17 protein-coding genes, 2 tRNA genes and 1 riboswitch are annotated in these 20,793 nt (G+C 48.7%); of the genes, 9 read left to right on the top strand and 10 right to left on the bottom strand.

What is annotated here, in order from left to right; all coding sequences use genetic code 11:
• Nucleotide 1: 1 nt before the first annotated feature.
• The 4 genes from cbiR to mgtA form a co-directional block, all read right to left on the bottom strand.
• A complete protein-coding gene (gene cbiR / locus LTAR_RS11565; protein ID WP_062422396.1) occupies nucleotides 2–808 on the bottom strand; it encodes a cobamide remodeling phosphodiesterase CbiR in 807 nt (268 codons plus the stop codon).
• Nucleotides 789–1,526, bottom strand: coding sequence for an adenosylcobinamide-GDP ribazoletransferase (cobS, locus tag LTAR_RS11560; RefSeq protein WP_062422395.1), 738 nt, complete (start codon nucleotides 1,524–1,526; stop codon nucleotides 789–791). Before cobS ends, cbiR begins: the two co-directional genes overlap by 20 nt.
• Nucleotides 1,523–2,569, bottom strand: coding sequence for a nicotinate-nucleotide--dimethylbenzimidazole phosphoribosyltransferase (cobT, locus tag LTAR_RS11555; protein ID WP_062422394.1), 1,047 nt, complete (start codon nucleotides 2,567–2,569; stop codon nucleotides 1,523–1,525). The genes cobS and cobT overlap by 4 nt, the downstream gene beginning before the upstream one ends.
• 101 nt (nucleotides 2,570–2,670) lie before the next feature.
• Nucleotides 2,671–2,813: riboswitch (cobalamin riboswitch) on the bottom strand.
• A 48-nt stretch (nucleotides 2,814–2,861) separates the two neighbouring features.
• Nucleotides 2,862–5,495: a magnesium-translocating P-type ATPase gene (mgtA, locus tag LTAR_RS11550; RefSeq protein ID WP_081419954.1), complete on the bottom strand. Its 2,634-nt coding sequence runs from the start codon at nucleotides 5,493–5,495 to the stop codon at nucleotides 2,862–2,864.
• A gap of 549 nt (nucleotides 5,496–6,044) precedes the next feature.
• Here mgtA and LTAR_RS11545 point away from each other — a divergent pair.
• Nucleotides 6,045–6,290: a hypothetical protein gene (locus tag LTAR_RS11545; protein ID WP_062422393.1), complete on the top strand. Its 246-nt coding sequence runs from the start codon at nucleotides 6,045–6,047 to the stop codon at nucleotides 6,288–6,290.
• Between the two features lie 63 nt (nucleotides 6,291–6,353).
• On the opposite strand, the gene LTAR_RS11540 is transcribed toward LTAR_RS11545, so the two are convergent.
• The 4 genes from LTAR_RS11540 to LTAR_RS11525 are packed head-to-tail and all read right to left on the bottom strand — an operon-like array spanning nucleotide 6,354 to nucleotide 9,789.
• Nucleotides 6,354–7,109 (bottom strand): phosphate ABC transporter ATP-binding protein, encoded by a 756-nt coding sequence (locus LTAR_RS11540; RefSeq protein ID WP_062422392.1) that lies wholly within the window; start codon nucleotides 7,107–7,109, stop codon nucleotides 6,354–6,356.
• A gap of 3 nt (nucleotides 7,110–7,112) precedes the next feature.
• Nucleotides 7,113–7,973: a phosphate ABC transporter permease PstA gene (gene pstA / locus LTAR_RS11535; RefSeq protein ID WP_062422391.1), complete on the bottom strand. Its 861-nt coding sequence runs from the start codon at nucleotides 7,971–7,973 to the stop codon at nucleotides 7,113–7,115.
• A gap of 9 nt (nucleotides 7,974–7,982) precedes the next feature.
• Nucleotides 7,983–8,888, bottom strand: coding sequence for a phosphate ABC transporter permease subunit PstC (gene pstC / locus LTAR_RS11530; RefSeq protein ID WP_062422390.1), 906 nt, complete (start codon nucleotides 8,886–8,888; stop codon nucleotides 7,983–7,985).
• Between the two features lie 10 nt (nucleotides 8,889–8,898).
• Entirely contained in the window at nucleotides 8,899–9,789 is an 891-nt protein-coding gene (locus tag LTAR_RS11525) for a PstS family phosphate ABC transporter substrate-binding protein (RefSeq protein WP_062422389.1), read from the bottom strand.
• 69 nt (nucleotides 9,790–9,858) lie between these two features.
• Here LTAR_RS11525 and guaA point away from each other — a divergent pair, with 69 nt between their 5' ends.
• The 5 genes from guaA (at nucleotide 9,859) to LTAR_RS11500 (ending at nucleotide 14,598) form a co-directional block, all read left to right on the top strand.
• On the top strand, nucleotides 9,859–11,436 hold the full coding sequence (gene guaA / locus LTAR_RS11520; protein WP_062422388.1) for a glutamine-hydrolyzing GMP synthase: 1,578 nt from the start codon (nucleotides 9,859–9,861) through the stop codon (nucleotides 11,434–11,436).
• A 30-nt stretch (nucleotides 11,437–11,466) separates the two neighbouring features.
• On the top strand, nucleotides 11,467–12,459 hold the full coding sequence (locus tag LTAR_RS11515; RefSeq protein WP_062422387.1) for a DUF7544 domain-containing protein: 993 nt from the start codon (nucleotides 11,467–11,469) through the stop codon (nucleotides 12,457–12,459).
• 20 nt (nucleotides 12,460–12,479) lie between these two features.
• The gene (locus tag LTAR_RS11510; RefSeq protein WP_062422386.1) at nucleotides 12,480–14,318 is read left to right on the top strand and encodes an FHA domain-containing protein; all 1,839 of its coding nucleotides are present in this window, start codon (nucleotides 12,480–12,482) and stop codon (nucleotides 14,316–14,318) included.
• 65 nt (nucleotides 14,319–14,383) lie between these two features.
• Nucleotides 14,384–14,468 (top strand) — tRNA-Ser (locus LTAR_RS11505).
• A 40-nt stretch (nucleotides 14,469–14,508) separates the two neighbouring features.
• Nucleotides 14,509–14,598, top strand: a tRNA-Ser gene (locus tag LTAR_RS11500).
• A gap of 274 nt (nucleotides 14,599–14,872) precedes the next feature.
• Here the strand turns inward: LTAR_RS11500 and LTAR_RS11495 are convergent.
• The gene (locus LTAR_RS11495) at nucleotides 14,873–15,634 is read right to left on the bottom strand and encodes a sulfite exporter TauE/SafE family protein (protein WP_062422385.1); all 762 of its coding nucleotides are present in this window, start codon (nucleotides 15,632–15,634) and stop codon (nucleotides 14,873–14,875) included.
• Between the two features lie 215 nt (nucleotides 15,635–15,849).
• On the opposite strand from LTAR_RS11495, the gene LTAR_RS11490 reads away from it, so the two are divergent.
• From LTAR_RS11490 to LTAR_RS11480, 3 genes are all read left to right on the top strand, one after another.
• On the top strand, nucleotides 15,850–17,064 hold the full coding sequence (locus LTAR_RS11490; RefSeq protein ID WP_062422384.1) for a radical SAM protein: 1,215 nt from the start codon (nucleotides 15,850–15,852) through the stop codon (nucleotides 17,062–17,064).
• Nucleotides 17,061–17,861: a nitroreductase family protein gene (locus LTAR_RS11485; protein ID WP_062422383.1), complete on the top strand. Its 801-nt coding sequence runs from the start codon at nucleotides 17,061–17,063 to the stop codon at nucleotides 17,859–17,861. Before LTAR_RS11490 ends, LTAR_RS11485 begins: the two co-directional genes overlap by 4 nt.
• Before the next feature lie 130 nt (nucleotides 17,862–17,991).
• Nucleotides 17,992–19,299 carry an HD domain-containing phosphohydrolase gene (locus LTAR_RS11480; protein WP_062422382.1) on the top strand — a complete coding sequence of 436 codons (1,308 nt, stop codon included), beginning with the start codon at nucleotides 17,992–17,994 and terminating at the stop codon, nucleotides 19,297–19,299.
• Here the strand turns inward: LTAR_RS11480 and LTAR_RS11475 are convergent.
• Nucleotides 19,296–20,786: an alpha-N-arabinofuranosidase gene (locus LTAR_RS11475; RefSeq protein ID WP_062422381.1), complete on the bottom strand. Its 1,491-nt coding sequence runs from the start codon at nucleotides 20,784–20,786 to the stop codon at nucleotides 19,296–19,298. The genes LTAR_RS11480 and LTAR_RS11475 overlap by 4 nt on opposite strands.
• Nucleotides 20,787–20,793 lie beyond the last annotated feature (7 nt).

Here is a 20,793-nt window from a genome sequence, read left to right as displayed (position 1 = left end):
GTTATCCCCTGATTCGTTGGATCGAATCTGTAATGGCCTGCAAAGAGGTGCGCAGGTCATCCTCAGAAAAAACTTCCAGTGTTACAACACCCGTGAAATTGTTTTCCAACAAACTGCGGAACACTGTATCCAGGTTTTCCTTTGGAATGTGCATTAATGATTTGTGATCGCGTTCCTGTATCCCGTGAATATGCATCACGCTGGTCTGATCTATGCGGCCGGGAAAGAATTTCAATGGATCCTGCCCGTCCAGCCAAAGGTGGCCGATATCGATGCAGCGGGAGCAGCCAGACTGGCAAATCACGCTGTCGTTAAAATCAACTGGATACCCTTCCAGATTTTCCACAGCCAGTTTTTTGATGTTTCCTTCAAGGAATCCGGCCGTCTGTTGTAATGAGGCAACTGCCTGTTCGCGCCACGCTTTCAGTATTTTTATATCTCCGCTGGATCGTTCTTCTTTGCCATCCATATGAACGATATACGCCTGAGGTGAAAGATCGCGTGTAGCTTCAATGACCCGCCGGGCTTTTTGCAGAGAAATGGAGGCTTCACCCGGATTGGCTGCCAGGCGAAGGTCCAACGGCAGGTGAACGGTATATGTCAGATCGAATTTCAAGGCCAGTTGATTTAACTCCGCCACCTGACTGGCATTCGGAATATTGCATTGATCGCTGTCCAGTTCAAACAAGACCAGTTGAATATCCTGTACCTTTCCGGCCAGGTAATGGGCATTGGGCAGAATATCATCTGGAATGATATAGGATGTGGTTCCGATGCGGAAAGGCAGGTCAGCGGGATAGAGCGGCATAGGTTAACAATACCATCAATTCAGCTATTTCAATGGTCAACCCGAAAACATCTCCGGTTACCCCGCCAATTCGCGTGCGGGCAAAGGCAAAGATGCCAACAACAGCCAATGCGGAAACCGCGGCTGCCAGAGCGGCCTGCCAGCCTCCCAACACCATCAATGCAACAGGAAGAAATGCGGCCATCAGAATTGACGGAGTGGACAGGCCAGCAACAAGATCGGCTGCCATTCCTTCTGACCTGGCCAGGGGTTGTTTTCCGCCAATCAGCACCAGCCAGCGGCTGAATGTGCTGGAAAAAATGACAACGAAAAATACATTGGCAGGATTCACTGAATACAGGGCGGAAAATTTGGTAATTAAAAAAAGTACCAGGCCGACCATTCCGAAACTCCCGATATGCGGGTCTGCCATGATTTCAAGCCGGCGTTCTGGTTTGTGGGCAGATAACAATCCATCACAGCAATCGGCCAGTCCGTCCAGATGCAGTCCGCCGGTAAGCACAACCCAGAGCACCAATGTCAATACCGTTGCGGGCAAAACAGGAAGAAAGGTATGGAGGACCCACCAGCCAACTGCAGAGATTAACCCTATAACCAGACCCACACACGGAAACCATATGGCCGCAACACCGGTATCGCCTGGTTCCGGCGGCTCATCTGACGAACCTACAGGCAAGATCGTCAACAAGGAAAAGGCCAGTTGCAGATACTTCTTCATGAACGGTCAGAAACTCCCGCAGATTCAAATGTCGACATTTCATTCAAAATACGGACGGCGGCTTCAATGATATGGAAAGCCAGAACTGCACCGGTTCCTTCTCCGAGTCGCATATTGAAATCCATCAATGGTTCAATGCCCAACTTATCCAGCATGGCTCGTTGACCTGCCTCTACAGAACGATGGGCGGCAATCAGGTACGGCTGGATACCCGGTGCCAGTTCAAAGGCGAGCAAGGCGGCGGCTGTGGAGATGAACCCATCCACCACAACCGGAATGCCGCGGGAGGCCGCACCTATAACCAACCCGGCAAGTCCGCCAATCTCAAAACCGCCAACTTTTGCCAGCACATCTATAGGATCGTTCTTGTCTGGTTGATTCAATTGAATGGCTTTTTCAATGATTGCCACTTTGGTCTCCCAACCTCGGTCATCCAACCCGGTGCCGCGGCCGGTCACCCGACTGACTGGTTCACCGGTGAAAACGGCTGCGATGGCAGAAGAGGGCGTGGTATTACCAATACCCATATCTCCTGTGGCAATCAGATCAAGTCCACGGTCGATTTCAGCCCAGGCGATTTCCATTCCAAATTTAAGGGATTTTTCTGCCTGTTGGCGGGTCATCGCCGGTCCGGAAGCCATATTCATAGTTCCATAGGCGATCTTTCGATCAATTACACCGCAGCCAGAAGGAAAATCGGCGGCCACACCCATATCCACCACGCTGACGCGTGCACCGGCCTGACGGGCAAGGACATTAATGGCTGCACCGCCGGTTAAAAAGTTATGTACCATTTGTGGGGTCACATCTGCCGGATAGGCGCTTACACCTTCATGGGTCACTCCGTGATCACCAGCCATCACCACTACCGCCTTACGGGAGACATCTGGTTTGATCTTGCCCTGAATGGACGCAATTTGAATTGAAAGGTCCTCCAGGCGGCCAAGGCTTCCGGTGGGCTTGGTCAATTGGTTTTGTCTCTGGCGGGCCTGTCTGGCGATGATTTCATTCGGAGCGGGTATGGCGGGGATATCCAACATCATTCTACATAGATCCTTTCCTAGAAAAGACAACCGGCCGGCGGACCGGTCGGTTGTTTATTACGTTCATTTGCCTGGCCGTACTCTCTGGTCCGGAGAGAACAGGCCGTATTTTTTCTAAGGCAGGTATCCTGACTTGCGGCTAGGTCAGCCGTTCACAGTTGCGGCACAGTGCTGGAATCACTCTAAAAGAGTTCACCAGCTTCCCTGAATCTTTTCTAAGGAAACCTCAGAATGTTGTAAGTGTATGCTTTCCGGATAGGTTTGTCAAACCAGTCCTATTCTCCGATGGATACTAATCTCCAAATCTCTGGAAGAACCAGGTTTTTATCACCTGGGTGAGCAGTATATACGCAACGATCATTCCGGCCAGATACAGCCAGTACGTCGAAGGCAGGGCAACGAATCCCAGTGCACCGGCCAGCGGTGAGAAGGTCAAACCGATACCTATACCCAGAATAATGATCGATGTGATGATCAATGGCCAACTTGCCCGGCTTTGAATGAAGGGAATACGATTGGTACGAATCACATGGATGATCAGGGTTTGTGACACCAGACTTTCGACAAACCAGCCGGTATGGAAGAGCGCCGGATTGTTCCAGGCATTGAATACATACAACATCAGGAAAAATGTCAGATAATCGAAGATGGAACTTATGGGGCCAATAAAAAAGATGAACCGGCGGATCTCGCCAATCGTCCACTTTCGCGGTCTGGCGAGCCATTCCTTATCGACCTCATCCGTGGGGATAGCCGTTTGTGAAAAATCATAAAGCAAGTTGTTTGTTAAAACCTGGATCGGCAGCATGGGGAGGAACGGCAGAAAGATGCTTCCACCCAGTACGCTGAACATGTTACCAAAATTGGAGCTGGCCGCCATTTTAATATATTTGATGATATTGCCAAAAACCCGGCGGCCTTCAAGTACACCTTCTTCCAAAACAAGCAGACTGGTTTCCAACAGGATGATATCGGATGACTCTTTGGCGATGTCGACGGCAGTATCCACAGAAATACCTACATCCGCGGCCTTTAATGCCGGGGCATCATTGATCCCGTCACCCATGAATCCTACAACATGACCGTCTTGCTGCAAAGCACGGATGATGCGCTGCTTGTGGTTTGGAGACAACTTGGCAAAGATTGTGGCATTTTCCGCTCTCGCGGCCAGAGTTTTGTCGTCTATCTCATCAATCTCAGAACCGAGCAGGATCGATTCAACTGGCAGGTTAACCTGATGGCAAATGCTGATGGTCACAGTATCGTTATCACCTGTCAGAATTTTCACTTTGATGTTATTGGCTTCCAGCAAAGACAAAGCTTTGGCCGCATCTTGTTTGGGTGGATCGAGAAAAGCCAGGAAGCCTAACAACGTAAGGTCGGTCTCATCCTTGACGGAGTAAATTTTGTCATGAACTTCCTTTTCTACCATTTTGTAGGCTATGGCAATGACTCTGAAGCCCTGGGCATTCAGGTCTTGAACCAACTTGCGGCGTTTGAGATCATATTCGGGCAATACTTCCAGGACTTCCCCATCCATTTCAACGTGGCTGCAAAGTCCCATAATTTCTTCCACGGCACCCTTACAGATCAGGATATGATCATCCTCGTGGTCTTCCACAACCACTGACATTCTTCGGCGTGAAAAGTCGAACGGGATTTCATCCAACAATTGGTAATCACCCTTCAACACAATTTGCTCTTGCAAGTCAACATGGTTAAGCACAGCCACATCCAACAGGTTTTTCAACCCGGTCTGGAAATAGCTGTTGATATAACCGTAATGAAGCACTTTTGCGCTGGGGTTACCCCTGACATCCAGATGTTTTTCAAGGACGATTTTTCCCTGTGTAATGGTGCCGGTTTTGTCTGTGCAGAGTGTATCCATGGCGCCGAAGTTTTGAATGGCATTCAGGCGTTTTACAATGACCTTCTTTTTTGACATGGCGAGAGCGCCCTTAGACAGGTTTACCGTTACAATCATTGGCAGCATTTCGGGGGTTAACCCTACGGCAACCGCCAGCGCAAACAGAAAGGCTTCCATCCAGTTTCCTTTGCTCAACCCGTTGAACAGGAACACTAGGGGAACCATCACAATCATGAACTGGATCATCAACCAGGTAAACTGATTAATTCCTTTATCAAAACTGGTTATTTCTCGTTCTCCGGTGATACTGGAGGCCAGCGAACCGAAATAAGTGTTTCTTCCGGTGAATAACACGATAGCGGTTCCGCTCCCACTTTCCACATCAGAACCCAGAAAACCGATATTGCTCAATTCCAGCGGATTACCTGCACCCGCCTCGCTCTTTACGGAAAACTTTTCCACCGGCACGCTTTCTCCGGTTAATGATGATTGGTTCACGAAAAGATCTTTGGTTGAAAGCATGCGCACATCAGCCGGGACCATATCACCGGCGGCCAGGGTGACGATATCACCCGGAACCAGTTCTTTCAGTGGAATTTCCTGTCGCTTGTTATCGCGTATGACGGTGGCTGTCGTGCTGACCATAGCCTGTAATTGTTCTGCCGCATTATCAGCGCGTGACTCTTGTACAAATTGAAGTACCACCCCCAGGATCACCATCGAGCTGATGACAAGTGTAGCCCGAATGTCACCGGTGAAATAAGAGATGGCAGCCAGCCCCATCAGCAACAACACAAGTGGATTCTTGATATTGCTCCATAACCGCATCAGCGGCTTCTTCTTTTTCTCTTTGGCGACTTCGTTTGGCCCAAATTCTTTTCCACGAATTTCCACCTGTTCTTCCGGTAAACCCGCAAGTGTTACATTGAATTTCTCCAGAACCGAATTGGTCTCGAGGGCGGAAATATCTTTGAGAATTCCGGCATATCGGGCTGCATTTAATGCACCCGGAGTGTTTGACAGTATGGTGTTCACGAGTTTGTTGTCAATCAGGTTCATTTGTACCTCGCTCAAATTGTTATATTGGATGGTTCATTCAGCCGATAGAACAGGCTGTCCAGTAAAACAAATTGAAGCTAAGGTAAAGGAACTCGATCCCTGGCTTTATACAGGGACAAACGGCGCTGAAAAGCAATCATACGCATTTCAGTAATGCTGTTTGACAGCAGACATGAAATTGTTTTTTGCAGAAAGAGGTAAAACCAGCACATGAAACACGTCCTTTTTCAACAAAAAATCCTGTACCGGGCAGGCACAGGATTCCGTTCAGTGCTGGAAAATTTCAGAACTGTACTTAACCGTCTGTCCGGTGAGGTATCTGGCGTATTGCCAGAAGAGCTAGATAAGGGTCAGATTTTTTCTTCATAGTTATTTCTCGAAATTGATAATACGTCTGAATTTTATAGATGTCAATGATTTTTTCATTAATGCGAAAAAGAGAATCGTTTCAGTAAAAATTTATGCTGATTTTACAGAAAAAGATCTATGGAAATTCCAGAACTTGCCGAATAGGAAAATAAGCTATACCCTTCTGGCGGGGAGGTTTGTGTGTATATTGGATCGGATCAACTTCAATCACTTGTAATGGCAAGGCGTTTATTGTTATTAAACCGCCAGATCGAACAACAGCGCTCCGATCCGACGGTTGAAACGAAATCATTCAAAGAAATCTTAGAAAAAGATGAAATTTCCATGAGCGGGGGAGTGGAATCGAATCTGAGTGAAGGCAAATCATCAGTGCCATCCAGCGATGTCAGATTGACGGATTTACTGGAACAACTCGGAAATATCTAAGAAGTATTCTGGAAACCAGCCAGGATGATGTAAGAAACAAATGAATACTATGGGTTTTTGCTTCTACCCAAAACGCCCGGTGATGTAATCCTGGGTGCGTTTGTCTTTAGGTACTGTGAATATGGTCTCAGCCGGGGCATATTCCACCAGTTCACCCTGCAGGAAAAATGCCGCCATATCGCTGATACGCGCAGACTGCTGTGTGTTGTGAGGGGCGATCACTATGGTAAATTTTTCTTTCAATTCCCGCAACAATTCTTCGATTTTTGCTGTGGCCAAGGGATCGAGCGCAGAGGTGGGTTCATCGAGCAAAATGATCTCAGGTTGCAATGCCAGTACACGTGCCAGGCACATACGCTGCTGCTGACCGCCGGAGAGGGCGCTGCCAGGGTCATTCAAGCGGTCTTTGACCTCATCCCATAACACACTCTGCCGCAATGCCTGTTCTACTGCTTCATCCAGCTTTTTTCTATTCTTCATCCCCGCCATTACCAGGCCGTAGGCAACGTTTTCATAAATACTCAGCGGCAGGGCGGCTGGCCGTGAAAAAACCATGCCAACCCTCCGACGCAGATCATTAACATCTATATCCGGAGATAGAATATCCTGACCGTTGATCAGCGCTTTACCCTTTAATACCGTCACATCTGCCAGGTCGTTCAACCGGTTCAATACACGCAGCAACGAAGATTTTCCACCCCCGGCCGGGCCGAATAGTACAGTGATGGTGTTTGCCTTAATATTCAACGAAACATCTTTAAGGCTTTCCGTTCCATCGGAATACGTCAGGGTGAGGTGTTCAATGACGATCTTATCCATTTTTCACCATTGTCTCCTGGCACGGGCACGCGAACGGATCAGGGTTGCGGCGATATTCATACCCAACACAAATAACAGTAAAACAAGCACAGTGCCATATTGTATTTGAATGGGCATGCCGGGAACCTGGGTTGATATGACAAAGAGATGATACGGCAATGCCATTGTGGCATCAAACATAGAATGAGGGAGCTGTGGCAAAAAGAAGGCTGCACCGGTAAACAGGATGGGCGCCGTTTCACCGGCAGCGCGTTCCAAGCCCAGAATAACACCCGTTAGAATGCCGGGCAGTGCCTGGGGCAGTACCACTCGTTTGATGGTTTGCCAGCGGGTGGCTCCGAGAGAAATACTGACCACCCGGAAAGAGGTAGGAACGGCACGCAGGGCTTCTTCAGTTGTGCTGATGATCACCGGCAGTGTCATGATGGAAAGGGTCAGAGAAGCTGCCAGTATGCTGGTGCCAAAGTTCAAAAAGACCACAAACAGGCCGAGACCAAACAGGCCGTACACCACCGATGGAATACCGGCCAGGTTAATAATGGCAATGCGGATCAGGCGTGTCCATTGGTTATTGGGAGCGTATTCAGCGATATAAATGGCAGCAGCAATTCCCAATGGCACAGAAAAGATGGCCGTTCCCACGGTCAGGTAAAATGTGCCAATAATAGCCGGCCAGAGCCCGCCAGATTTCATACCATTGCTGGGCATACCCGTTAAAAATTCCCAGGAAATGGCGGGCGTCCCCTGAATAAAAATATAAATAACAATAGCGATAATCGGAATTACAGTGATTAAACTGAGGAGAGAAAGCCCGGCAAAGCCGATTTTTTGAGCCTGTTGAGGAATGAGCCGCCGTTTTCGCATGGTTTCCCCTTATGAAAGCAGACGCTCGCTGCGCGTAGTTTTCCGCGAGGTGAGGGTGAAAGCCACCACATTCACCACCAGGGAAATGATAAAAAGAATAATCCCGATCAAGAAAAGAACACTGTAATGCACACTACCGGCGGCCACTTCACCCATTTCAGAGGCAATGGTCGCTGTCATTGTACGGATTGGTAAAATGATTGTCTGCAATCCCTGAGGCATAACCGGTGCATTCCCGGTGACCATCATCACAGCCATGGTTTCACCCATGGCGCGGCCCATTCCGAGCAGAACGGCTGTAATTACACCGGATTTGGCGGCAGGAAGGGTCACTCCCCAGATCGTCTGCCAGCGCGTGGCGCCCAGTGCCATAGAGGCTTCTCGATATGACTTAGGCACAGTGTTCAGAGCATCTTCAGCCACAGATACCATGGTGGGAATGGAAATCATCCCCAGCAAAATGGCACCCGAAAGCGCCGTAAGGCCAGTAGGCAGGTCAAAAAAACGTCGCATGAAGGGAACAAGCACCTGTATACCCAGAAAACCCAGAACGACCGATGGCAAGCCCGCCAGAAGTTCAACCAGGGGTTTTAAGATTTCCTTGGTCCAAGACGGAGCAACTTCAGAAATATAAACGGCTGTACCGATTCCCAATGGAACAGATACCAGACCGGCTCCCAGAGTGACAAACAGAGAACCAAAAATCAATGGCCAGATTCCAAAATAGCTCTCTGTGGGATACCAGCGGGTGGAGAAAAGACTATTCAAGTCAGCTTTCCAGAGTGCGGGAAGCCCTTCACTGAGCAAAAAGTAAAGGATCAGAATCACAAATAGAATGCTGGAGTAGCCGCAAATCTGAATGATCCGGGTGACCAGTGTTTCTTTCCAGGCAGGAACAGAATGCAATTCTTCCATCTTCGTTTATCTACTTACCCGGAACATAAACCGGTACAAAGCCGGAATCGGCCACAATTTGCTGTGCTTCCGGTTTAAGAATCCAATCAAGATAGGTCTTTAACGCTCCCGCCGGCTGTCCGTGTGTGTACATATATAAATCTCGTGATATCGGGTATCTATTCTGGTTTACTGTTTCAACAGATGGCAGAACATATTCGGACCCTTCTGTTTTTGCCATCGCCAAAAGCTTAACATCTTTTGTGATATATCCGAGTCCATCATAACCAATGGCATTCGGGTTGTCATGGACTTCGGCAATAATTCCTTCTGACGAGGGCAATAGCAGGGTTGATTCGGAAAACAGGTCTTTACTTTTTGAATTGCCCATCCGAATGACGGTTTCCAGGAAGTATACATGCGTACCTGAATTGGATTCGCGTGAGAGACGCACGATGGGGCGGTCTTCACCGCCAACTTCAGACCAGTTATTGATTTTCCCCTGATAGATATCAGAAACCTGTTTCAACGTCAGGTGATCTACAGGATTGGATGGATGCACGATAACACCGATGGCATCTCTGGCCACCACAAATTGAACCGGTTCAAAGCCCTGTTTCTTGGCTTCGGCAATTTCTTCTGGTTTAATCGCCCGCGAGGCATTGGCAATATCCACTGTATTTGTCATCAAAGCGGTGATTCCTGTGCCGGATCCGCCGCCGGTAACAGAAATGCGCACATCCGGGTTTTCCTTCTGGTAGGCTTCTGCCCAGAGGAGAGCCAGGTTAACCATGGTGTCAGAACCCTTATTCTGAATGTAGGCAGAGGATTCTTTTTCAGCTTTGTCAACGGTTTGAGAAACCGGGGCGCAGGCTCCCAGCACTAATGCCGTCGCCAGCAGGATGAACGCGGCGGGTTTCATGCCCGCAATTATATCTGATGCTCGTCATGTTCTACTGATCGAATTTCATCCCTAATCTTGTATAATGAAATGAAACCACATTTGGTCAGGCTCATGGACACGATTCTTATTTTAGATTTTGGGTCTCAATATACCCAGTTGATAGCCAGGCGCATTCGGGAATTGCATGTTTACAGCGAAATTCTTCCATGGGATGCTCCTACAACAAAGATGGAAGCGTTGCACCCGGTTGGAATTATTCTCTCCGGCGGGCCATCTTCTGTTTACGATGAAGAAGCTCCATCGATCCAACCGTACATCATGCAGGCAGGTGTGCCCCTGTTGGGAATCTGTTATGGAATGCAGGCTATCACCCGTATACTGGGCGGACAGGTTATCCCTGCGGGAGAACGTGAGTTCGGTCCATCGCAGATTCATGTGAAAAAGGAAAACCCTCTGATTCCGCCGGGAATATTGGATGTTTGGATGTCTCATGGCGACCGGATAGACAAGATTCCGGCCGGGTTTGAAATTCTGGCAGAAAATCCCAGCTGTCCGTTTGCCGCCATGGGAAATATCGCTCAGCGCATTTATGGCGTGCAATTCCATCCAGAAGTCAGGCATACCCCACAGGGATTAGAGATACTACGCCGATTTGTTTTGGAAATTTGCGAAGCCGAAGCCACCTGGACGCCCGAATCTATGATCGATCTAGCGGTAGAACGAATTCGCTCACAGGTGGGTGACTCACGATTGCTTTCGGCTGTTTCAGGTGGTGTGGATTCAAGCGTGGCTACAGCCCTGGCGGCTCGTGCTGTCGGTGACAGGTTGAGCGCTGTCTTTGTGGATCACGGTTTACTGCGGAAAAATGAACGACGTTATGTAGAAAAAGCCTTTACTCCATTAATGGGAGACCGCTTTGTGTGCATCGATGCATCTGAATGGTTCTTACAGGGACTTGAAGGAGTAAGTGATCCCGAAACGAAACGTAAAGTCATCGGTGAAACCTTCATCCGTGTGTTTGAAAACCACGCTCGCAGTCTGGGAAAAATCGATTTTCTTGTGCAGGGGACTATCTATCCGGATGTAGTTGAATCAAGTGCGCCGGAACGTAATAAAGCAGCTCGAATCAAAACCCATCATAACGTGGGAGGTTTGCCAGAAGATATGAATTTTAAACTGGTAGAACCGCTGCGTTATTTCTTTAAGGATGAAGTGCGTATGGTGGGTGAAGCTCTGGGACTGCCCAGTGAATTGGTCTGGCGGCAGCCATTTCCTGGCCCCGGTCTGGCTGTGCGCTGCCTGGGTGAGATAACGGCTGAAAGATTGGAACGGCTTCGCAACGCTGACGCCATCTTTACAGAAGAATTAACCGCGTCTGGTTGGTTAAAGAGGAGCGCCACAGGAGAAGATGATCGTGCCGCCCAGGCTTTTGCCGTGTTGCTGCCTGTAAGATCAGTAGGTGTAATGGGTGACCAGCGTACGTATCAGGAAGTTGTGGCTCTCAGAGCCGTCACAACTGAAGATTTTATGACAGCCGATTGGGCCCGCCTCCCGGCAGATTTGCTCGGGCGGGTAGCCAACCGGATTGTGAATGAGGTTTCGGGGGTCAATCGGGTGGTCTATGACGTAACCAGCAAACCACCCGGAACCATTGAATGGGAATAATACAATCGCATAAACATAGGAGCTTGCAAGATGAATTTTGGAGAAGTGCTTTCAAAAGCCTGGAAGATCATTTGGAAAAACAAGGTCCTCTGGATTTTTGGGATTCTGGCATCGTGCGGCCGGAGTAGCGGGGGAAGCGGCGGCAGGGGAAATTTCAACCTTCCCTCGAATGGGAACCTTAATCTCCCGAAAGGCGAGAATCCTTTTTCAAATTCACAGATACCCGATATTGACAAACTGGGCCAAAACTTTGAAAAGTTGTTTACCAATGGAAATGAACCCCAGTGGGGTTTCATTATCGGTTTGATTTGTCTTATCTTTTTCATTGCCATCATATTTGCTTTCCTCAGCACCATCGGACGGATAGGCCTGATCCGCGGCACAGTAATGGCAGATAACGGTCAGGAACCATTAACCTTCGGGCAGGTCTGGACTTCCAGTCTCCCGTACTTTTGGAAAGTATTTTTCCTGAACCTGTTGTTCGGCCTCGTTATCATGTTGGCCATGCTTATCGTTCTGATACCATTGATCATTTTCGCTTTTGGAACGATGGGTATCGGTCTCCTCTGCATTATTCCCCTTCTTTGCCTGTTTATTCCGCTAACCATGATTCTGAATGTCATTCTCGAACAGGCGAATGTTGCGATGGTGGTCGAGGATCTGGGTATCTGGGCATCCGTTGTGCGCGGTTGGAATGTGTGCCGAGAAAATATTGGACCGGTGGCGGTTGTGGCGCTGGTTATCATATTTGGCGGTGGCATAGCCGGTTTCATCATCGCACTGCCATTATTGCTGGTACTTGTTCCCCTCCTGGTGGTGGTTTTCTCCCAGGATCAATCCGTTATGACGACCGGATTGGCCACCAGCGGGGTATTGCTGTGCTGTTTGATGCCGGTTGTGATAGGATTACAGGGTATTTTACAGAGCTACATTGGTTCAATCTGGACGTTGACGTTCGTCCGATTAACGGCGCCCAAACCGGTTGAATCTGAATTTCCTCCATCTGTGACCGTATTGAACTGATCAACCAGCGAGACAGGCTTGTGAAAAATTGGCTGCACATTTCAGGGGCCATCTTTCTGCTTCTGGCATTTTTCTGCCAGCCGGCAGGGATGGTTCCTGTTGTTGCACAGGCAGAAGCTAGAATAAAGATTAACCATTTGGATGCTTCCGGTTTTCCTACCATTCGGTTGGAAGCTGATGTATTGAAACCAGACGGCAGCTTTATATCTGATCTCAAACCGGAAGATTTTAAGGTGATTGAAAACGGCCAGATGAGGCCTGTTGATGAGGTGCAGGAAACCCCCAATGCCGTTGATTTCATCGTAGCAGTCAATGGCGGGCCAATTCTGGGGAATCGCATTTCCAGCAAGACCAATCTACAATTAATCAAAGATGCCCTGATGGACTGGGTGCCGGAAGCCCAATCTATTGGAAAGGGGGATTCGGTTACTCTGGTAACCAATGCCGGCGTTAAAGCAGTGCGTCTCGATTCACCGGAAAAGTGGATATCTGCGTTCAATTCGATCAGCACAGAACTGGTGAATGCCACACCCAGTTTGACCAGCCTGACAAAAGCCGTAGAGCAGGCTACCGGGGCTCCTACGCGGCCGGGCATGAAACAGACAATTTTGTATATCACCCCGCTCATGTCTTCTGGCATGGCAAAAGCCATTGGAAATGTGGCCGATCAGGCAGCTGGTGCCGGGATCAAGATCAATATCTGGCTGGTGGCACCTGCATCAGCCAAGCAGCCTGAAGCGGAAAAGTCTATCCAATCTCTGGCTGATCGTACGGGAGGTGAAGTTTACCGTTTTTCTGGAAAAGAAGCCCTGCCGCCTATCGAAACGTACCTTCAGCCGCTGCGCCGTCAGTATGAGATTATGTACCGTTCCCGAAGTAACAAAAGCGGCATTCAGGTGATAGCCCTGGAGATTCAAACCGATAAACTCCAGGTGCGCTCCACTGATGAGAATGTAACGGTAGATATCAAAGCGCCCAATGTGATGTTTGTCAATCCACCGGAAGGTGCTGCATTACAGTGGAAAACGGATAAAAATGGCCGTGCCAGTCTGGAACCGCCAGAAATTCCTCTGCAGATTCATATTGAGTTTCCTGATAACCATCCGCGCAATTTGCTATTCAGCCGGCTGATGGTCAACGATCTGGTGGTGGATGAGCGTAACGGTGCGCCGTTTGATCAATTAAAATGGCCGGTGACACGTTTGAAAACCAGTGGTTCGTACAATTTGCAGGTGATTATCAAAGATGAACTGGGATTCACCAGCAAAACGGTTGTCTTACCATTGGATGTAGAAGTTCCAATCCCGCCTGCTGTCAACTTTCTTGAATCCATCTCGTCAGAACGTTTGGCTCTGGCGATTGGTGTCATATTGCTGGTGGCAGGAGGCGGTTTATTTCTGCAATTCCGTTTGAAAAAGGGCAGGGAGAAACCAGCATTAAAACCGGCTGCTGCGAAGATTGATACCCATCCGGTAGAGAGAACATCTGTTGTAACCAACCTGAGTGACAATAAAACAGTGCCCTCCATCTCTGCTTCGTTGCGAGATTCCACCGGGTGGCTTTTTCCTGTCGCGGGAGGGGATACCATAACCACACAACCGAGTATCCGCTTGAATGAGCCTGTGGTTACCCTGGGAAGCAGCCCGATCCGGGCCAGCGTGGTTATCCCATCTCCCAGTGTGGATGGACTTCATGTTCGCATTATCCATAAAATGGATGGTTACTGGCTGGAAGATGCCGGGTCTGTCTCGGGCACGTGGGTCAATGGAACACCGGTTTCCAACCTGGGAACAGAGCTTCACCCCGGTGATACCATTCGGCTGGGGAAGGTCAGCTTCCGCTTTGAGCTGCGGGGATAACGACCCGAAGAATTGGAAAAGTGATATAACCAAAGGCGCGCGAGATATGATAAAATCTCGGGCAGGGAGGGATGGCCGAGTGGCTTAAGGCGCCTGTCTTGAAAACAGGTGTGGGGAAACCCACCGTGGGTTCGAATCCCTCTCCCTCCGCCTTAACACCTTTCAGGCAGTTAATTAACATGGGAATATTGGGGAGGTGCCAGAGTGGCCGATTGGGCTCGCCTGCTAAGTGAGTGCTGGGGTTCCTCAGCCGTGGGTTCGAATCCCACCCTCCCCGCCAGAATCGTCAAACGCCGGTATTGATTAAAATATCGGCGCTATTCTTAAATGCAGCGAATTATCGCACCAGAACTTTATCGTTCTGCAAAATTAGGATAAATCCAATAGATACTGGAATAACGGTGGATAATACAGATAATGAATCAGGGTGGAGATATTAAAAGTATTTCGAGATTTGAGCATTACATTCCTTTTCTATCGTTAATAGTTTTCTCTGTGGGTCTTTTTCTCCTCGATGAATATCTGAGTGGCTGGATGCAAACACTCTGATTTGGTCACTTGACAAAGTACACCACGGCTAGAATTACCCCTACCACCACAACAATCCAGCGCAGCACCGAGCCATTTACAGAACCTGCAATCCGGCCGCCCAGAATACCACCGATCAGTGAACCGGTCATCATTACCAATGCCACTGGCCAGTTGATCTGACCCGTGAAGACGAAAAACACCGCTGCCGTGGTACCCGAAACCAGTCCGATCACCTGTTTGATGGCATTCAGGCGGGTCATGGTCTCCTCCAGAATGAGACCGGTTACTGCCAGAATGATTACACTGGCACCAGCGCCGAAATAACCGCCGTACACCGAAACCAGCCCAACCGGCAGGATCAACCAGGCATCCGTCAGGTGGATATGGCCGGATGTCGAACGGTGCAGCAGCCATCCGCGAATGGAATCCTGTGCCGCCAGAAGAAGTGCAGCCCCGAGGATCAGAAAAGGAACCAGCTCGCTGAACAACCGTTCACCGGTTCGAATGAGCAGCCACCCGCCCAGCAGACCGCCGGCTGCACAGGCAGGCAGCGATAAAGCGAGACGTCTTTCCTGCCCTTTAAGATCTTTCAATTGTGCCAACGCCGCACCGAAAAAACCGGGCATCACGGCAATTTGATTGGTTACATTGGCACCCACAGCCGGCAGCCCGACCGCCAGCAGCAGAGGAAAGGTCAGCAGGGTACCGCCGCCAGCCAGGGCATTGATCACCCCGGCGACAATGGTTGTGACAAAGATGAGCCCGTATTGTGGAATTGTAATTATGGTGGTTTCCCTTTCTCTGGATATGACGGCATTTTCAGAAAACAGGCTGATCGTTGGATTTTATCAAAGGGAGATGAAATTTCTCAATAAATGATAAAAATCCACACTTTGAATAAAGTTCCATATTGGGTATGATTAGGAATATATACAACCCGGCAGGTGATCTGACTGCCCGCTGCAGCCCATAAATCCGTTTTTTCATACTGGGAGGAGCAATGCTTGAAAAACGTGATTTTTACCGTCTGCCCTGGTCGATGAATGACAATCCTATTGCCTGGATTGAGATCACCGATATCTGTAATATTCACTGCGAAGGTTGCTATCGCCAGTATAAAACCGGCCACAAATCGCTGGAACAATTGAAAGAGGAAGTGCTTTTCTTCAAGAAATGGCGCAACCCTGATAATTTCTCCATAGCGGGCGGTGAGCCGTTGATTTATCCGCAAATTATTGACCTGGTGGCTTTTATGAAACAGCAGGGGATCAAGCCTGTCATACTGACCAACGGATTGGCTCTCACACCCGACCTATTGCATGAATTAAAGAAGGCTGGACTGGCAGGATTCACCATGCACATTGACAGTCACCAGAACCGGCCTCATTGGAACAATAAGACAGAAAAGGAACTCAATGACCTGCGCCAGATGTATGCGGATATGGTTAGCCGGGAAGGCGGCCTGTATCTGGTGTTTAATTCCACAGTTTATCCGTCCACCTACCATGAGATTCCTGATGTAGTCCGCTGGGGGCAGCAAAATTTTGAAAAAGTGCAGGGTTTGGTTTTTATCACCTACCGTACCATGACGTTGGACGACAGCGTTGGAATTGACATCCGAGATCAACAGGTTGACCTCAGTAAACTCAGCTACACACGCGATCGATTTGATGAGAAATTCATCACATCCAATGAAGTCTATCAAATTATCAAAGATAATTTTCCTGAATATGAAGCCTCTGGTTATCTGGGCGGCAGCATACGGCATGATAGTTACAAATGGCTTATTGGTGCCCTGGTGGGAGGGAAGGATAAGGCCTATGGTTCCGTGGGAAAAAAGACCATGGAAGTGGCGCAGATTGGTCACCACTGGTATACCGGCCGGTATCTGGCTTATCTTTCTACAGCCAGAATTGGACCGAAAATTTTCTTGCTGGCACCCTGGGATAAAACCCTGCGGCAAGCCTGGAAGAACCGGCTCCGCGATGTAATTAAACATCCCGGTAAAGTATTTGAGAGCGTGAACATGCAGAGTATTGGCATCATCCAGGCGCCTGACCTGCTGCCGGATGGGCGCGCTGATATGTGTGACAGCTGCCCTGATATCACCATCTATGATGGTAAATTTGTAAATTCTTGCCGGTTGGATGAATACCGGCAGTTTGGCGGCTTTATCTCTGTGCTGGAAAAGAAAGAGGAAAACGTCTCTTCATGAGCGACAGTGCTGGAATGGGAACATTCCTTGTCAATCTTTTCCGACTGTTGAAAGGGAGACCTCAAATTCCTGTATCCCTTAAAGAGAACAAATTGATACAGGTAATCCTCAACAGGCGGAGTATCCGGTCATTTAATGGAGAAGAGATTCCGGCAGATGTTTTTTCCGCCATTCTTGAAGCCGGACGGGTGGCGCCGTCAACGGTCAATTTACAGACCTGGTCGTTTGTGGTTTTTACATCGGCTGACTGGAAAAAGATTTTCGGACGAACCATTCCATTCAATGCCCGCAGGGCTGTGATCATCCTGGCGGATACATACCGACTTAAACAGGTAATGGATGTTTTCCCATACAGTCCTCTGGTGGAATATACAACTGCCGTCATGAATGCTTCTCTGGCTGCCATGAATATGACGATAGCGGCTGAGGCGTTAGGCGTATCGTCTGTCATGCTGTCTGAAACCGGGCGGACGGGCTTGTTGGATGTTGGATACCTGAAAGAGATGCTTGGCTTACCCGGCGGTGTGATCCCATTGACTACCATCGTGTTTGGTTATGCACGAGACATTTACCCGCCCATGCCGCCGCGATTGCCAATAGAACAAATCACATTCTGTGGAACATATCCATCACCTGAAAAAACGCAATTACAGGCCTGGATGAGTCAAATGGAAGCCGGTTATAAAGCCAGTCACCCGGGTTCATCCTTGAGTCGACAGGTGGAAGTGTATAAAGAGAAAATAGGAAAAGCAGAAGCCGATTTAAAAAAGATGGTTTTTTACCTTGATAACGAATAAAGCCGTATCTACGTTGCAGGTATTTGAGAAGGTGCATCAAATGTAGCAGTACCATCATCCGTTTTTCGTGATGTATTGGGAGCCTGTGAAAAACTCTACCAAATGAAATGAAATCTAAATTAGGAACCGTATGGAAGAACACCATCCAACAGCCTCGATATTTGATCTGGTTCTTTGTATCTCAGAAGCCGTTGATCTGGTTAGCCCTCTGGTAGCCGACCATCACCGGCGAACCGCTCAGATCGCCTATGGTTTAGCTGTGCAACTGGGTCTGCCCGAGGAGGTTATCAAGAATATCGTTATTGCTGCCGCATTGCATGATGTGGGCGGTCTGACCCGCCAGGACCGGCTGGGAGCTCTGGATTTTGAATATCAGGATCCATACGGACATCCCATTCGCGGCTATTTATTATTGAAATCCTTCCAGCCGTTGGCTGAAGCAGCGGAAATTGTGCGATTTCATCACGTCTCCTGGAAGAATGGTGAAGGTGCCAACTTGAATGGGATTCCCGTTTCTCCTTACAGTCATCTGTTACATCTGGCTGACAGGATCGCTGTGTTAATCGATCCCAATATGGAGGTATTGGATCAAGTGGATGGAATCGTGGAGCGTATCCAATCGCAGGTTGGCGACCGGTTCCATCCGTTATGGTTCGAAGGATTCATATCCCTGTCTAAACGCGAGGCCTTCTGGCTGGACACAGTTTATTACCTGTCATTGAATACCATGCGCCGGCGGTTGGACTGGCAGGTTTTATCCATTACAGATGAAGAATTCAAAGGGTTTTCTAACCTTTTTAGACGGATCATCGATTTCCGCAGCCCGTATACATCCACTCATTCTGTTGGTGTAGCTACCTGTGCCAAAGAGCTTGGACAGTTATACGGTCTGGGGATTCTGGATTGCCGGATGTTACATCTTGCCGGGCTACTGCATGATCTGGGTAAACTGGCCATCCCGGCTGAAATTTTAGAGAAACCTGACAAACTGACTTCAACTGAATTCGAAACAATCCGCCGCCATACCTATCACACCTTTCGCATCATGGAAACGCTTCAAATTTTGGATGTTGTGCGCCTATGGAGTGCTTATCATCATGAAAGCATGGATGGAAAGGGTTATCCATTTCACCTTACAGAGTCAGACCTACCGCTCGGCTCAAGAATCGTCTCTGTGGCAGACATTTTTACCGCTTTAACCGAAAATCGCCCATATCGCAAAGGATTATCTCCAGATAAGGCCCTGAGTTTTTTACAGGAGGCATCCAAAAATCATCGGGTGGATCAACAACTGGTAGATCTCCTGGGTAAGAATATGGACGTGATTAATGAGAAACGCATAGCTGCCCAACAACAGGCGGAAATGGAATATCAGGATTTCCTCAGAACCGCCGAATTATTAACGCCGGTGATAGCCGGTGAAAAAGAATCTTCCTAGAATAACTGGAATGTTATGGCTGCAAAGGAAAGCGGCGGCAGAGTGAGTTCCGCACGGCCATTCTTGACCTTTATAGAATCAAATGATCTGGCACAAACCTCATTCGGATTTTCAAACGAATTGGCACTGGTTGCCTGTCTGGCGGTCAATACTTCAGCTGATTCAACTGACTGGATCATGGCATTGAAATCTACAATGGCATCAGACATTTCGTTCAGGCTGCGATTGATCAAAAACAGGTGTAATGTACTTTCATTCCAGATGGCACTGCCATCGAGATAATTGATGTTCCCATATATATCATTTGGATAATTCGGCCCTGAAATTCTCATTTGCATGGCCAGTCCATCCCGACGGTTGGCAAACATCAACAGCGGGTAATACGTGGATTGCAAAAGAAGATCATCGCCGCGGGTCAAAATGGGGGCAATGGCATTAACCACCTGTGCCAGACTGGCCATTTTCACCGAATCTGCGTGACGGATAAAACTGTTCAGAAATCCGGCAACTACCAGGGCATCCGATAGGTCAAATTCTTCCTCCAATAAATGCGCAGCAAATTTTCCCCGTCCATTGGTAAACTCCGGACCGGTGGTACGGTACCAAACATTCCACTCATCAAAACTCAAGTAAGTGCGCTTATGACTTTTCCGTTTTGCCTGAATAAAACGGCAAACGGCATCGACTTCTTCAATCTGTCGGTCAATACCGGCAATGCTGGCCAGGTAATCTGGCAGGTTTCCCCGGTTGACAGCATACCGATGCAGACTGATGTAATCGGCATAGTCACCCACATAATCCAGCACTTCTTTATCCCATTCAAGATATGTGGGTAAATCGACCGTACAGCTTCCACAGACGGTGAATTTGATATCCGGATCCGCGTCTTTCATCATCTTGGCTGCCTGTTGTGCCCGCAGGGCATATTGACCGGCTGGAACGTGTCCCAATTGCCAGGGGCCGTCCATTTCGTTGCCGAGGCACCATAGATTTACCCTGGAAGGATCAACGGAACCATTTCGCACCCGCAAATTGGCAAATTTCGTTCCACCAGGGAGATTGCAGTATTCCACCCAGTTGCGGGCTTCTTCGGGGGTTCCAGTACCCAGATTGCAGGCCAGCATGGGTTCCCAATTCATCAATCGGCAAAGTTTCAAGAACTCATCTGTGCCGAACTGGTTGGGTTCAATACTCGCCCAGGCAAGATCGTTCAAGGTGGGGCGCTGGTCTTTGGGGCCGATTCCATCCATCCAGTGATATCCTGAAGAAAAATTCCCACCCGGATACCGCATGGTGGTCAATCGCAGAGCTTTCAGAGCCTGTAACACATCAGAACGAAAGCCATTCTCATCTGCGTGTCTGGAGTCGGGTTGGTAAATTCCCTGATAAACCGCCCTTCCCAGGTGCTCAAGAAAGCCACCAAAGATACGCGGATCAACCGGAGAAATAGAGAAATCGGGATGGAGTGTGATATGAGTAGATTCCATATTAATT

Origin of the sequence: Leptolinea tardivitalis (assembly GCF_001050275.1) — a bacterium.
GTDB lineage: Bacteria > Chloroflexota > Anaerolineae > Anaerolineales > Anaerolineaceae > Leptolinea > Leptolinea tardivitalis.
The sequence above is the reverse complement of the archived record's forward strand: the minus strand, read 5'-3'. Positions and strand labels throughout refer to the sequence as shown.

Bases quoted from the DNA above. Each gene is read 5' to 3' on its own strand.
- LTAR_RS11525 (WP_062422389.1), bottom strand. From the start codon at position 9,789: ATGAAACCCGCCGCGTTCATCCTGCTGGCGACGGCATTAGTGCTGGGA.
- LTAR_RS11490 (WP_062422384.1), top strand. From the start codon at position 15,850: ATGCTTGAAAAACGTGATTTTTACCGTCTGCCCTGGTCGATGAATGAC.
- cbiR (WP_062422396.1), bottom strand. From the start codon at position 808: ATGCCGCTCTATCCCGCTGACCTGCCTTTCCGCATCGGAACCACATCC.
- LTAR_RS11540 (WP_062422392.1), bottom strand. From the start codon at position 7,109: ATGGATAAGATCGTCATTGAACACCTCACCCTGACGTATTCCGATGGA.
- LTAR_RS11475 (WP_062422381.1), bottom strand. From the start codon at position 20,786: ATGGAATCTACTCATATCACACTCCATCCCGATTTCTCTATTTCTCCG.
- mgtA (WP_081419954.1), bottom strand. From the start codon at position 5,495: ATGAACCTGATTGACAACAAACTCGTGAACACCATACTGTCAAACACT.
- LTAR_RS11480 (WP_062422382.1), top strand. From the start codon at position 17,992: ATGGAAGAACACCATCCAACAGCCTCGATATTTGATCTGGTTCTTTGT.
- cobS (WP_062422395.1), bottom strand. From the start codon at position 1,526: ATGAAGAAGTATCTGCAACTGGCCTTTTCCTTGTTGACGATCTTGCCT.
- pstA (WP_062422391.1), bottom strand. From the start codon at position 7,973: ATGCGAAAACGGCGGCTCATTCCTCAACAGGCTCAAAAAATCGGCTTT.
- pstC (WP_062422390.1), bottom strand. From the start codon at position 8,888: ATGGAAGAATTGCATTCTGTTCCTGCCTGGAAAGAAACACTGGTCACC.
- LTAR_RS11485 (WP_062422383.1), top strand. From the start codon at position 17,061: ATGAGCGACAGTGCTGGAATGGGAACATTCCTTGTCAATCTTTTCCGA.
- LTAR_RS11515 (WP_062422387.1), top strand. From the start codon at position 11,467: ATGAATTTTGGAGAAGTGCTTTCAAAAGCCTGGAAGATCATTTGGAAA.
- guaA (WP_062422388.1), top strand. From the start codon at position 9,859: ATGAAACCACATTTGGTCAGGCTCATGGACACGATTCTTATTTTAGAT.
- cobT (WP_062422394.1), bottom strand. From the start codon at position 2,569: ATGATGTTGGATATCCCCGCCATACCCGCTCCGAATGAAATCATCGCC.